13 protein-coding genes are annotated in these 12,165 nt (G+C 73.9%); 5 read left to right on the top strand and 8 right to left on the bottom strand.

Annotated elements, in window-relative coordinates; genetic code table 11:
• Positions 1–177: 177 nt before the first annotated feature.
• Positions 178–1,008, bottom strand: a complete 831-nt coding sequence (locus tag V7E45_RS14115; RefSeq protein WP_333774480.1) for an alpha/beta fold hydrolase — start codon at positions 1,006–1,008, stop codon at positions 178–180.
• Positions 1,009–1,112: 104 nt separating this feature from the next.
• Complete coding sequence (locus tag V7E45_RS14110) at positions 1,113–1,766, bottom strand: NADPH-dependent F420 reductase (RefSeq protein WP_333774479.1); 654 nt, start codon at positions 1,764–1,766, stop codon at positions 1,113–1,115.
• 121 nt (positions 1,767–1,887) lie between these two features.
• Here V7E45_RS14110 and V7E45_RS14105 point away from each other — a divergent pair, with 121 nt between their 5' ends.
• On the top strand, positions 1,888–2,772 hold the full coding sequence (locus V7E45_RS14105; RefSeq protein WP_333774478.1) for an RNA polymerase sigma-70 factor: 885 nt from the start codon (positions 1,888–1,890) through the stop codon (positions 2,770–2,772).
• Between the two features lie 251 nt (positions 2,773–3,023).
• Positions 3,024–3,785 carry a GntR family transcriptional regulator gene (locus V7E45_RS14100; RefSeq protein WP_333774477.1) on the top strand — a complete coding sequence of 254 codons (762 nt, stop codon included), beginning with the start codon at positions 3,024–3,026 and terminating at the stop codon, positions 3,783–3,785.
• 103 nt (positions 3,786–3,888) lie between these two features.
• Here V7E45_RS14100 and V7E45_RS14095 read toward each other — a convergent pair whose 3' ends face one another.
• The 3 genes from V7E45_RS14095 to V7E45_RS14085 all read right to left on the bottom strand — a co-directional run bounded on the left by V7E45_RS14095 (position 3,889) and on the right by V7E45_RS14085 (position 6,983).
• Positions 3,889–5,046, bottom strand: coding sequence for an ROK family transcriptional regulator (locus tag V7E45_RS14095; protein ID WP_333774476.1), 1,158 nt, complete (start codon positions 5,044–5,046; stop codon positions 3,889–3,891).
• A gap of 111 nt (positions 5,047–5,157) precedes the next feature.
• Entirely contained in the window at positions 5,158–5,811 is a 654-nt protein-coding gene (locus V7E45_RS14090; RefSeq protein WP_333774475.1) for a response regulator transcription factor, read from the bottom strand.
• Between the two features lie 17 nt (positions 5,812–5,828).
• Positions 5,829–6,983, bottom strand: coding sequence for a sensor histidine kinase (locus V7E45_RS14085; protein WP_333774474.1), 1,155 nt, complete (start codon positions 6,981–6,983; stop codon positions 5,829–5,831).
• Between the two features lie 107 nt (positions 6,984–7,090).
• Here V7E45_RS14085 and V7E45_RS14080 point away from each other — a divergent pair, with 107 nt between their 5' ends.
• From V7E45_RS14080 to V7E45_RS14070, 3 genes are read left to right on the top strand one after another with little or no spacing between them, the layout of a single operon-like run.
• Positions 7,091–8,011 carry an ATP-binding cassette domain-containing protein gene (locus V7E45_RS14080; protein WP_333774473.1) on the top strand — a complete coding sequence of 307 codons (921 nt, stop codon included), beginning with the start codon at positions 7,091–7,093 and terminating at the stop codon, positions 8,009–8,011.
• Between the two features lie 2 nt (positions 8,012–8,013).
• Complete coding sequence (locus tag V7E45_RS14075; protein WP_333774472.1) at positions 8,014–8,727, top strand: ABC transporter permease subunit; 714 nt, start codon at positions 8,014–8,016, stop codon at positions 8,725–8,727.
• A gap of 41 nt (positions 8,728–8,768) precedes the next feature.
• Positions 8,769–9,212, top strand: coding sequence for a hypothetical protein (locus tag V7E45_RS14070; RefSeq protein ID WP_333774471.1), 444 nt, complete (start codon positions 8,769–8,771; stop codon positions 9,210–9,212).
• On the opposite strand, the gene mug is transcribed toward V7E45_RS14070, so the two are convergent.
• From mug to V7E45_RS14055, 3 genes are all read right to left on the bottom strand, one after another.
• On the bottom strand, positions 9,173–9,760 hold the full coding sequence (gene mug / locus V7E45_RS14065; RefSeq protein WP_333774481.1) for a G/U mismatch-specific DNA glycosylase: 588 nt from the start codon (positions 9,758–9,760) through the stop codon (positions 9,173–9,175). The genes V7E45_RS14070 and mug overlap by 40 nt on opposite strands.
• On the bottom strand, positions 9,757–11,199 hold the full coding sequence (gene purB / locus V7E45_RS14060; RefSeq protein WP_333774470.1) for an adenylosuccinate lyase: 1,443 nt from the start codon (positions 11,197–11,199) through the stop codon (positions 9,757–9,759). Before purB ends, mug begins: the two co-directional genes overlap by 4 nt.
• A 160-nt stretch (positions 11,200–11,359) precedes the next feature.
• Positions 11,360–12,148 (bottom strand): SGNH/GDSL hydrolase family protein, encoded by a 789-nt coding sequence (locus tag V7E45_RS14055; protein WP_333774469.1) that lies wholly within the window; start codon positions 12,146–12,148, stop codon positions 11,360–11,362.
• Positions 12,149–12,165: the final 17 nt, after the last annotated feature.

Below are 12,165 nucleotides of genomic sequence, written 5' to 3'. Positions count from 1 at the left end.
GCCTCAGAGTCCCGCATACGTTGGCGGCCCCTCATCCGCCAGCACCCCCTGCGCCAGCAGCCCCCACCCGTCAGCTGCTCCCCATCCGTCAGCGGCCCCTGATCCGCCAGGGGCCCCGCACCCGTCAACGAGCCCGCATTGGTCAGCGCCCCCCGCCCGCCGGCGGAGCCGTTCCGTTCAGCGGCTGCCGTCGAGGATCACGCGGGCGACCAGCGCCGGGTCGTCGTTCATCGGACAGTGGCCGCAGCCGGGCAGGCGTACCAGCCGGGCGTGCGGGATGATCGTCTTGGCGCGGACGCCCTGGCGGCGTACCAGGAGCCGGTCCCGGGTGCCCCAGGCGACGGTGACCGGCAGGCCCGACAGCTCGTCGGTGAACCGGACGGTGGTGCCGGCCCGCAGGGTCGCGTCGAAGCCGGTGGCCCCCGCGAGCGCGAGCGTCTCGGCGACCACGGCGTCGGGTGAACGGCGTCCGGGACGGCCGTAGATGGTGCTGGTGAGCGCGGTGCGTCCGGCCGCGGTCCGCGACAGCCGCTCCACCAGCGGCAGCGGCAGGCGCTGGGCGATGCCGCGCATGGTGAGCAGCATCGTGAAGGCGTACCGCCGCTCGGCCTCCGTCCAGAAACCGGCCGGGGACAGGGCCGTGACGGACCGTACGAGCTTCTCGCGTCCCAGTTCCAGGGCCAGCAGGCCGCCCAGCGAGTTCCCGGCCACGTGCGGGCGGTCCAGGTCCAGGGCCTCGAACAGCGCGCCGAGCACGGAGTTGGTCGTCGGGAGGTCGTAGGCGAGGCCGCCCGGCAGGCCCGGGGAGGCACCGAAGCCCGGCAGGTCCACGGCGATGACCTCGCGCTCGGTCGCCAGGATGTCCACCACCGGGTCCCAGGCCTGCCGGTGGTGGCCGATGCCGTGCAGCAGGACCAGCGGGGCGCCGCGTCCCACGCGCGCGTAGGAGACGGTCACGTCCTTCGGGCCGTGCGTGGTGGGGACCTTGAAGGAGACGGTGGCGGACATGGGGGTGCTCCTCGTCTGGGCTGCTGACGGACGCCGTAGACAGCTTGTCAGCAATTGCTACCGACGGGTAGCCCCTTGTCGCCGCGCGGACGGGCCGAACCCGCTCAGTCCCTCCGGCGCACCTCGAAGTTGAAATCCGCGTGCCCGAACTTCCGGAAGAGGTCGAGCCACAGCGGCAGCAGCATCTCCATGGCCCGCGCCGACCGGATGCCGCCCAGGTCCAGCACCCGGTCGGCCGGCCAGCCGAACTCCCCGAGCAGCTCGACGACCTGCCGCTTGGCGCCGGGATCGGCGCCGCACACGAACAGCACGTGATCACCCGGCACCCGCCCCGGGTCCACCATCACCCGGCAGTTGACGGTGTTCAGCGCCTTCACCACCCGGGCCTGCGGGAAGGCCCGCTGGATCCGCTCGCCCACGCTGTCCGACTCCACCGGGTCCAGCCGGGGCCGGCCCTCCTCGAAGTCCAGCGGATTGGAGACATCGAGCACGAGCTTGCCGTCCAGGTGCTCCGCCCCGGCCGCCCGCAGGGCGTCGAGCGCCACCTGCCCGCCCACCGCGTTCACCACGACGTCGGCGGCCTCGGCGGCGTCGGCGAACGTGCCCGCGTGCGCCCGGCCGCCCGCCGCCGTGGCCCACTCCACCGCTACCGGGTTGTCCTTCGACCGTGACCCGAGGGTCACCTCGTACCCCAGCTCCACCAGCCGGCCGGCCAGTGTGCGGCCCACCTCGCCCGTGCCCAGCACCGCATAGCGCATCGGTCACCTCCCGGACCCCGGCCGCCGGCCACCGGCGGTCCGCGGACATTGTGGGCCCGGCCGGTCCCCGACGGGCCGATTCTCCCTGGACACCGGCGGGTGTGTCGGCTGGGATGGGCCGGTGAGCGCAGACACCGTCACCGACGTCTTCGAGGAACACCGGCCCTTTCTCATGGGAGTCGCCTACCGCATGCTCGGCCGCGTCGCCGACGCCGAGGACGTGGTCCAGGACGCCTGGCTGCGCTGGTCACGCGCCGACCGCGCGGAGATCCGCGAACCGCGCGGCTACCTCGTGCGCGTCACCACCAGGCTGGCCATCGACCGGCTGCGCCAGGTGAAGGCGCGCAGCGAGGCGTACGTCGGCCCGTGGCTGCCCGAGCCGTACGTCACCGAGTTCGGCGACACCGTCGCGGACACCGCGGAGCGCGCCCTGCTCGCCGACTCCGTCTCCCTCGCCGTGCTGGTCGTCCTGGAGTCCCTGTCCCCGCTGGAACGCGCCGTCTTCGTCCTCAGGGAGGCGTTCGGCTACCCGTACGCCGAGATCGCCGCGCTGCTCGACCGCGGTGAGGCGGCGGTGCGCCAGCTCGCCGGGCGGGCCCGCCGGCACGTCGAGGAGCGGCGGCCGCGCTACGACGTCGACCCGGTCCAACGGCGGGACCTGACCGAACGGTTCCTCGCGGCCGCGGCCGGGGGCGACCTCCAGGCGCTCCTGTCGCTGCTCGCCCCCGAGGCACGGCTCGTCGCCGACAGCGGCGGCAAGGCCAAGGCGCCGGTGCGCGTCCTGCGCTCCGCCGACAAGGTGGGCCGCTTCCTGGCCGGCGTGGCCGCCAAGAACATGGCCGATCTGTCCGTCCGGCTCGTGGAGGTCAACGGCGGTCCCGCGGTGCTCACCCTGGTCGGGGGCAAGCCCGACACCGTCTTCCAGCTGGACATCTCCGACGGCGTGATCACCACCGTGTACGTCCTGCGCAACCCCGACAGGATGGGCTCCCTGGCCGGTAGCTGAGACGCGCGCCGAGCCTCCCGCCACCGCGGGCCCCCGTCGCGAGACGGGGGCTTCGCCGTCATGTCATCCGTGCGGCGGCGTGCGAACGCCTCATGAACGCTCCGCGGCGCCGCGCCCGTGCGCCGCCCCGGGGATCGAGGATTGGTCTTGACCAAGGGTTACGGCCGCCTTATGGTCGCAGATAAGTGCAACAACCTTTAATAAACAAGGGCGCTAAAAACCGCCGGACCACGGCTCTTGCGGAGGACAGGGTGGGGACCACGCAGCTGGAATCGGTGCCGGAACCGAAGTACTGGCATCTCAAGACCGTGCTCAGTGAGGCACTGGACTCCGAGTTCTCGGTCGGTGAGATCCTGCCCAACGAGCGCGACCTCGCGGCCCGCTTCGGCGTGGCCCGCGCGACGCTCCGCCAGGCGCTCGAACAGCTGGAGCTCGAGGGCCGGCTGCAGCGCCGCCGCGGTGTCGGCACGACCGTCGCGCCCCCGCGTGTCGGCGTGGCCGTCGGCACCGAGCAACACGACTGGCCGGGCGCCGGCGGTGACGCCTGGCAGCCCGTCGACTGCGTCCAGTCCGTGCCGCCCGCCGCCGTCGCCACGGCCCTGGAGATCCCTTCCGGCGAAGCCGTGCACATCGTGCGCCGCTCCCGGATGTCCCACGGCCAGCTCGTCGCCACCGAGCTGCTGCACATCCCGGCCGCCTCGGTGCCCGACCTCACCGCGATCGACGCCCCGTCCGGCCCGGCACGCGCGCGTGCGGTGCTGCGGGAACTGCAGCGCCTGGAGCTGGAGGGCCAGGACCGCGCCGTGGAGCTGGGCTCGGCCCGGGCGGACGACGCCAAGGACCTCGACCGCCTGCCCGGCGCGCCGGTCCTGGTGGTCACCACCCGGTTCTTCGCCGAGGGCCGCACCGCCGCGCTCTCCGTCGCCACCTACCGTGCCGACACCTGCCGGCTCACCTTCGGCGACTCGCCCGGCGTCGAGATACACCACGACCCAGGCCAGCAGGCCTCCTGAGCCATCGCACCACCCACCGCGCCCCGGAACTCCACCGGGGCGCGAGACGTTCGAGGAGTGTGCCGCCCGCCTCCCGGTCACGGCGGGGCGAACGCCCACTCCCTCAGCGGCGCGCCGTCACCGTTCCCTCCACCGCGAACAGCTGTTCCTCGACGTGGTCCAGGGCCAGGCGCAGCGCGCCCGTGGCCACGGCCGCCTCGCCGAGTACCGACAGCGCCACGCGGGGCGGGCGCAGGCAGTAGCGGGCCAGTTCGCGGCGCAGGGGATCGAGTACGCCGTCCAGGCCGGCCGCCCAGCCGCCGATCACGACCAACTCCGGGTCCAGGGCCAACACCAGCGCGGCCACGTCGTGCACGAGCCGCTGGAGGAACCGCTCCACGGCCGCCGTCGCCCGCCGGTCGCCCTTCCGGGCCAGCGCGAACACCTCGGCCACCGCCTGCTCGTCCAGGGGATGCAGAGGCTCGTCGGTGGTGGACAGCAGCGTCTCCGGGGTCGCCTCCCGGCCCAGCAGGTGCAGCGCGCCGATCTCCCCGGCCGCGCCCCCGTACCCCCGGTGCAGCCGCCCGCCGATCAGCGAACCCGCGCCCGGGCTGAGCCCGGCGAGGACCATCACCACGTCGTCCGTCTCCGTCGCGGCGCCCTTCCAGTGCTCGGCGACGGCCGCCGCGTTGGCGTCGTTCTCCACCAGCACCGGGCACTTGAAGGAGCGGCTGAGCCGTTCCCCGAGCGGCAGACCGGTCCACTGCGGCAGCGCCGTGCTCAGCCGTACCGTCCCGTCGGCCTCCACGATGCCCGGCGTGCCCACGCCCACCGCCCGCAGCGAGCCGCGCGGCACCCCGGCCCGGCGCAGCAGCTCGGCGACCGCGCCGCGCAGCCGGTCGAGCCGCTCGTCCGCCGGGGCCGTCTCGTCGACCTCCTTGGCCTGCGCGCCGAGCACCCGCCCGTCCAGGTCCGACAGCAGCGCGGCGACCCGGTGGGGGCCGATCTCCAGGCCCAGCAGATGCCCGGCCTCGGCCCGGAACCGGTACCGGCGGGCCGGCCGCCCCTGCCGGCGTGCGGTGCCCTCCTCGGCGGCCTTCTCGACCACGAGCCCGGCCTCGATGAGCCCCTCCACGACCCCCTCGACCGTCGGCCGGGACAGTCCCGTGACCCGGGTGACCTCGGTGAGGGTCGCGCAGTCCGTCGCGCGCAGCGCGTGCAGCACCACCGCGGAATTGATCCTTCGCAGCAGCGAGGGATCGCCGCCGGTCAGCTGCCCCACGGTCCGTCCTCCCAGCTCGCGCGCGTGTTGGGCGGATCGTACTCGGCCCGGCGCACCCCGGCGAGTGCCGGGCCACCCGAGCCGGGGACCGGCCCGGGCACCGGTCCCGCGTCAGCCCGGCGTGACGAACCCCGACTCGTAGGCGGCGATCACCGCCTGGGTGCGGTCACGCGCGCCGAGTTTGGCCAGTACGGCACTCACGTGCGACTTCACCGTCTCCGTACCGACGACGAGCCGGGCGGCCACCTCCGCGTTCGACAGACCGCGTGCCATCAGCCGCAGCACGTCCGCCTCGCGGTCCGTGAGGCCGGCCTCCGAAAGCCGGGTGCGGGGCGGGTGGTTGTCGCCGTACCGGGCCGCGAGCCGCCGCACGGAGGCGGGGAACAGCAGCGACTCGCCCTCCGCCACCAGCCGTACCGCGTGGACGATCTCGGCCGGCCGGGCCCGCTTCAGCAGGAATCCGTCGGCTCCCGCGCGCAGCGCCTCGTACACGTACTCGTCCTCCTCGAAGGTCGTCACCACGAGGATGCGGGGCGGGGAGTCGACCGTGCGCAGCACCGCGCGCGTGGCCTCGATCCCGTCCATCAGCGGCATGCGGACATCCATCGCGACGACGTCCGGGCGGAGTTGACGCACCAGCGGGATGACCGCCGCCCCGTCGGCCGCCTCGCCCACGACCTCGATGTCGGGCTGCGCCTCCAGCACGGCGCGCAGACCCGCGCGGACCAGTGGCTCGTCGTCCACGAGCAGTACGGTGACCGGCATCCGGCCAGCCTAGAGGGTCAGCCGAGCGGCAGTTCCGCGCGCACCCGCCAGTCCCCTTCGCACGGCCCCGTGCGCGCGTCGCCCCCGAGCAGGGCGGCCCGCTCGCGTATGCCGCGCAGCCCGCTGCCCCGCCCCGGCACGGGTACCGCGGACCCCAGCGGATTGCGGACGTCCAGGACGAGCGTGCCGTCGGCGACGGCCACCCTGACCCGCACGGGGACCGCTCCCGCGTGCCGCAGCACGTTGGTCAGCGCCTCCTGGAGGATGCGGTACCCCTCGCGCGAGACCGGCCCCGGCACCGCCGCCACGGGTCCGCTCACCTCCGCGTCGATCTCGGCGCCCGAGGCGCGCGCCGAGACCAGCAGCCGGTCGGCGTCGGCCAGCGTGGGCCGCGAGCTCGCCGGCCGCTCGGACTCGCGCAGTACCCCGAGCACCCGCTCCAGGTCCTCCAGGGCGGCCCGGCCCGTCTCCTCGATGGCCGCCAGGGCCCGTCCGGTGAACTCGGGATCGCCCGCCGCCCGGGCCGCGCCCGCCTGCACCACCGCCACCGTCAGGGCGTGCCCGATGGAGTCGTGCAACTCGCGTGCGATGCGGGTGCGTTCCAGCAGCTGCTCGGTGCGCTCCTCCAGGGCGGCCAGCCGCTCCGCGGCGGACGGCCCGAGGAGCCGGCGGGCGAGCGCGGTGGCCAGCACGCCGAGGCCCACCACCAGCCCGTACAGGGCGAGCAGCGGCAGCGGGGCGAGCAGCCCGTACGCCCGGTGCGGCCGCGCCCAGCCCAGCAGCGGGGAGGTGGGGACGGTGTACCCGCACGCGAGCCGGACCAGTTCGTAGGTGAGGATCGGCGACCACACCGAGGCGAAGGTCGTCGGAACCGCGAGGAGCATCCGCAGCTCCAGCCACAGCACCGTGCGCCCCCGGTCACGCCAACTCGTCGACGGGGTGACCGAGATGCCCGTCCCGTCCGTCCCGGGCGTCAGCAGCAGACGGGCCTGGACGCCCTCGCCCACCCGCACGGCGGGCACCAGCCCGACCGGGACGAGGAGGAGCGCGGGCACCCAGGGCTTCGACATGTCGATGAACAGCCACACGCTCTCGATCAGCATGGGCACCCACAGATGCAGCAGGCGCGTGTACGTCGTCCCGCGCAGCAGCGGGCGCAGGAGGCGGGCCATGCGCACATCGTCGCAGGCGGCGGTGACGGCCGGCCTCCCCCGCGGGAGGGAGACGGTCTGCACCGGCGGGGGAGGAGCCGGGCGGCGCGTCCGGCCAGGCTGGAGCCATGACCAGCATCGACGTACGAGACCTCACCAAGGAGTTCGGCGGCCGGCGGGCCGTGGACCGGCTCGGCTTCAGCGTCCGCCCCGGTCGCGTCACCGGCTTCCTCGGGCCCAACGGCGCCGGCAAGTCCACCACCATGCGGCTCGTCCTCGGCCTCGACCGGCCGACCTCCGGCACTGCCACCATCGGCGGGCGGGCCTACGCCGAACTCCGTGAACCCCTGCGCCGGGTGGGGGCCCTGCTGGACGCCCGGGCGGCGCACGGCTCCCGTACGGCGCACGCCCATCTGCGCGCCCTGGCGGTCGCCAACCGCATCCCGGACCGCCGGGTCGACGCCGTGCTGGAGGAGTCCGGACTCGCCCCGGTGGCCGGGCGCCGGGTGCGGACGTACTCGCTCGGCATGCGCCAGCGGCTCGGCATCGCGGCGGCACTCCTCGGCGACCCCGAGGTGGTCCTCCTCGACGAACCCGCCAACGGCCTCGACCCCGAGGGCATCGTCTGGATCCGCTCCCTGCTGCGCCGGCTCGCGGGGGAGGGCCGTACCGTCCTGGTCTCCAGCCACCTGATGAACGAGACCGCCGCCTTCGCCGACCACCTGGTGATCCTCGGCCGCGGCCGGCTCCTCGCGGACACCCCGGTCCAGGAGTTCATCCACGCGCGCGTGCGGCCCACGGTGCGGGTCCGCGGCACCGACGCCACCGCGCTGGGTGAACTGCTCGCCCGCCAGGGCCACGACGCCTCCCGGGCCGCCGACGGCACCTGGACCGTGCGCCACGCGCGCGTGGACGACATCGGCCGCCTCCTGGCGGAGGCGGGCGTCCCCGTCCTGGAACTGGCCGCCCAGGAAGCCACCCTGGAAGAGGCCTACTTCGACCTGACCGCCACGGAAGCCGAGTTCACCGCCCAGCCCCAGGAGGCCTGACCATGTCGTCGTTCACCCCCGCTCTGCACGCCGAATGGATCAAGGTCCGGACACTGCCCTCGCTCGTCGGCGGACTCGCCGCGATCCCGGTGGTCACCACCGCGTTCTCGGCGCTCGCCGCCACCGACGCCGACGGCACGGACCCGTTGTTCTCGGTGTTCTTCGGCATCAGCTTCGGCCAGATCGCCGCGATCGCCTTCGGTACGACCGCTCTGTCCGCCGAGTTCCGGGGCGGCGCGCTGCGGCTGTCCCTGGCGGCCGTGCCCGACCGGCGGCGCTGGTTCGCGGCCAAGGCGACTGCGATCGCGCTGCCCGTGCTCGCCGTCGGCTGGTTCACCGGGCTGCTCACACTGCTGGTGGGCAAGGCCGTGCTAGGCGCCTCGGGGCCCGGCTGGGCCGAGGGCCTGCGCGGCGCCGTCGGCTGCGGCCTGCACCTCACGCTGATGGCCCTGTTCGCCGCCGGGGTCACGGCCGTGCTGCGCAGCGGTGTCGCGACCCTCTCCGTGCTGATCCCGTTCCTGCTGATCGTGTCCTTCGTCATCGGCGACATGTCCTCGGGCGTCGCCGACCTGCTGCCCGACCGAGCCGGCCAAGTGGTCCTGCACAGCACCTGGGACGGCGGCCTCGGCCCCTGGACCGGGCTCGCGGTGACCGCGCTGTGGGCGGCGGCCGCGCTGCTCGCCGGGCTGTGGAGCGTGCGGCGCAGGGACGCCTGACGGCACGCCAATTGTCAGTGGCGGCCGCTTTACTGGATCACATGGACATCGCGAAGTGCCTGACCCTCATAGACGTGCTGTGCGCCCGGGAGTTCCCGAGGGCGCACAGCACGTCGGAGCACGGCGAGAGCGGACCCGGCTATCACATAGCCGCCTTACGGACCAGCGGTGGCTTCTGGGACGACGACGGCACGGAACGGGAGGAGACGGCGGCCCAGTACGAGGCCGACCGGGACGGTCTGGCGGAGCGGCTGACGGAGCGTTGGGGACCCGCCCACCGCTTCAGCCTGCACGGTGTCCTCGGGCGGGCGATGGAGGGCGAGGACGTGGGCGAGCCGTGGGCCGGCCTCAGCGAGCACGTGCCTGACCTCCACCTGTGGGAGGCGGCGGACTCGGGCCGGTGGGTCGCCCTCGGCGTGTCCCACTGGGGCCGGGAGCTGCCCCTTCAGCTGCTCGGCGTGGTGACGGACACCGATCCGCCCTGATCCGCCGCGCCCGCCGCTTCCCGCAGCCGCGCGAACTCCTCGGCCATCGTCGCCGTCGTCCAGTGCGCGTTCAGCCCGCTGGGATTGGGCAGCACCCACACCCGGGCGTCCCCGACCGTCCGTTCCTGCGGACCCACCCGAGCCCCGCGGTCCCCGAAGGCGGCCCGGTACGCGGTCACCCCGACCACGGCCAGCCACCTCGGCCGCCACCGCGACACCTTGGCCGTCAGCAGCCGCCCGCCCTCGACGTACTCCTCGGCGCTCAGCTCGTCGGCCCGCGCGGTCGCCCGCGCCACCACGTTCGTGATCCCCAGCCCGTACGTCAGCAGCTCTCGCTGCTCGGCGGGCTTCAGCAGCCTCGGCGTGAAGCCGGACAGGTGCAGCACCGGCCAGAAACGGTTGCCGGGGCGGGCGAAGTGATGGCCCGTGGCCGCCGTCATCAGGCCCGGGTTGATCCCGCAGAACAGCACCTGGAGACCGTCCGCGACCACGTCCGGGACGAGGCGGTCGCGGGCGGCCTCCAGTTCCGCCTGGGTGAACCGGGTCAGAGGATCGCTCCCGGGGTGTAGCCGGCGGCCTCCGGGTGCTGCTTGACGATCTCGTCGATCCGGCCGACGACGACACCGACCTGAGCGGCGGCGGCGCCGGTGAAGGACAGCTTGTCGGCCATCAGGGCCGTCAGCTGCTTGCGGTCGAGCGGCAGCCGCTCGTCGGCGGCGAGCTTGTCCAGCAGGTCGTTGCGCTCGGCGCCCTGCTCGCGCATGGCCAGCGCGGTGGCGACGGCGTTCTCCTTGATCGCCTCGTGCGCGACCTCGCGGCCGACGCCGGCCCGCACGGCGCCCATGAGTACCTTGGTGGTGGCGAGGAACGGCAGGTAGCGGTCCAGCTCACGGGCGACGACGGCCGGGAAGGCGCCGAACTCGTCGAGGACCGTCAGGAACGTCTCCAGCAGGCCGTCGAGCGCGAAGAACGCGTCCGGCAGCGCGACCCGGCGCACCACCGAGCAGGACACGTCGCCCTCGTTCCACTGGTCGCCCGCCAGCTCGCCGGTCATCGACGCGTAGCCGCGCAGGATGACCATCAGGCCGTTGACGCGCTCGCAGGAGCGGGTGTTCATCTTGTGCGGCATCGCCGAGGAACCGACCTGGCCCGGCTTGAAGCCCTCGGTGACCAGCTCGTGCCCGGCCATCAGCCGGACCGTCTTGGCCAGCGACGACGGCGCCGCCGCGAGCTGCACCAGGGCGGTGACGACCTCGTAGTCCAGCGAGCGCGGGTAGACCTGGCCGACCGAGGTGAACGCCTGCGAGAAGCCCAGGTGCCGGGCGATCCGGTCCTCCAGCTCGGCGAGCTTCGCCGCGTCGCCGCCGAGCAGGTCCAGCATGTCCTGCGCGGTGCCGACGGGGCCCTTGATGCCGCGCAGCGGGTAGCGGCCGAGCAGCTCCTCGACCCGGCCGTGGGCCACGAGCAGCTCGTCGGCGGCGGTCGCGAACCGCTTGCCGAGGGTGGTGGCCTGCGCGGCCACGTTGTGCGAGCGGCCGGCCATCACCAGCTCGGCGTACTCGCCCGCCAGCTTGCCCAGCCGTGCCAGGACGGCCACCGTGCGGTCGCGCATCAGCTCCAGGGACAGCCGGATCTGCAGCTGCTCGACGTTCTCGGTGAGGTCGCGGGAGGTCATGCCCTTGTGCACGTGCTCGTGCCCGGCGAGGTCGTTGAACTCCTCGATCCGTGCCTTGACGTCGTGCCGGGTGACCTTCTCGCGCTCGGCGATCGAGGCCAGGTCGACGGTGTCGAGGACACGCTCGTAGTCGGCGAGAGCCGCGTCCGGCACCTCGATGCCGAGGTCCTTCTGGGCCCGCAGCACGGCGAGCCAGAGCTGCCGCTCCAGCTTCACCTTCTGCTCGGGCGACCAGAGCGTGGCGAGCTCGGCGGAGGCGTAGCGTCCGGCGAGGACGTTCGGGATGCGGGGCTTGGCGGGCGCTGAAGTCACGTAGACGGATTCTACTGGCGATTCGTGCAGGCCAGCGCCATGGGGTTGTTCGGCGGAAGCTACGAGACGTGCGCCACGTCTTCCCGGACGGACGGGAGGGCTAGGGCCTGTTGCGAAAGTGGTCCTCTGCCGGGCGACGAGGCCACTTTCGCAACAGGCCCTAGGCCCGCGTCTCGTACGGCAGCAGCTCGGGCCGCTTCGCCGGACGGCCGTCGCCGGAGGAGCGCCCGGTCAGGCGCCGTCCTATCCAGGGCAGCAGGTACTGCCGGGCGAACCGCACGTCCGCCACGCGGCGCGTCGCCCAGCCGGGCGGCGGCGTGTCGGGCATCGGCGTGTGCCACTCGGTGTCCTCGGGCTCGTGGCCGAGCGTCTGCCAGACCGCCTCGGCGACCCGGCGGTGGCCCTCGGCGGTCAGGTGCAGCCGGTCCACGTCCCACACCCGCGGGTCGGCCAGGGACGGCGCCCCGTACAGGTCGACCACCAGGGCGCCGTGCTTCGCCGCCAGCTCGTCGACGACGCCGAACAGCTCCTCCATGCGAGGCCGGAACCGCTCCAGCACCGGCCCCTGGCGGCCCGGGCTGCGCATCAGCACGAGCTGCCGGCACGACGGAGCCAGCCGTTCCACCGCCTCGGTCAGCAGACCGCGCACCCGGCCCATGTCGCACTTGGGGCGCAGGGTGTCGTTGAGCCCGCCGACGAGCGTGATCACGTCGGCGTTCATCGCCGCCGCCACGTCCACCTGCTCGTCGACGATCTGCCCGATCAGCTTCCCGCGCACGGCGAGGTTGGCGTACCTGAACCCGGGGGTGCGGGCGGCCATCCGCGCGGCGAGGAGATCGGCCCAGCCCCGGTAGGAGCCGTCGGGGAGCAGGTCCGACATGCCCTCGGTGAAGGAGTCGCCGACCGCGACCAGGCTGGAGTACGGGGGAGGTGTGGGATTCGTGTGCATGGCGACAGAGATGGTAT

The sequence above is a fragment of the Streptomyces sp. IBSBF 3136 genome (assembly GCF_036815105.1).
In the GTDB taxonomy this organism is placed as follows: Bacteria; Actinomycetota; Actinomycetes; order Streptomycetales; family Streptomycetaceae; genus Streptomyces.
Note: the sequence above shows the minus strand (reverse complement) of the source record. Positions and strands in the feature narration are given on the sequence as shown.

Excerpts from the sequence above, each read along its gene's own strand:
- V7E45_RS14115 (WP_333774480.1), bottom strand. The coding sequence starts at position 1,008 with ATGTCCGCCACCGTCTCCTTCAAGGTCCCCACCACGCACGGCCCGAAG.
- V7E45_RS14110 (WP_333774479.1), bottom strand. The coding sequence starts at position 1,766 with ATGCGCTATGCGGTGCTGGGCACGGGCGAGGTGGGCCGCACACTGGCC.
- V7E45_RS14090 (WP_333774475.1), bottom strand. The coding sequence starts at position 5,811 with ATGCCGGTCACCGTACTGCTCGTGGACGACGAGCCACTGGTCCGCGCG.
- V7E45_RS14085 (WP_333774474.1), bottom strand. The coding sequence starts at position 6,983 with ATGGCCCGCCTCCTGCGCCCGCTGCTGCGCGGGACGACGTACACGCGC.
- V7E45_RS14080 (WP_333774473.1), top strand. The coding sequence starts at position 7,091 with ATGACCAGCATCGACGTACGAGACCTCACCAAGGAGTTCGGCGGCCGG.
- V7E45_RS14075 (WP_333774472.1), top strand. The coding sequence starts at position 8,014 with ATGTCGTCGTTCACCCCCGCTCTGCACGCCGAATGGATCAAGGTCCGG.
- V7E45_RS14070 (WP_333774471.1), top strand. The coding sequence starts at position 8,769 with ATGGACATCGCGAAGTGCCTGACCCTCATAGACGTGCTGTGCGCCCGG.
- V7E45_RS14055 (WP_333774469.1), bottom strand. The coding sequence starts at position 12,148 with ATGCACACGAATCCCACACCTCCCCCGTACTCCAGCCTGGTCGCGGTC.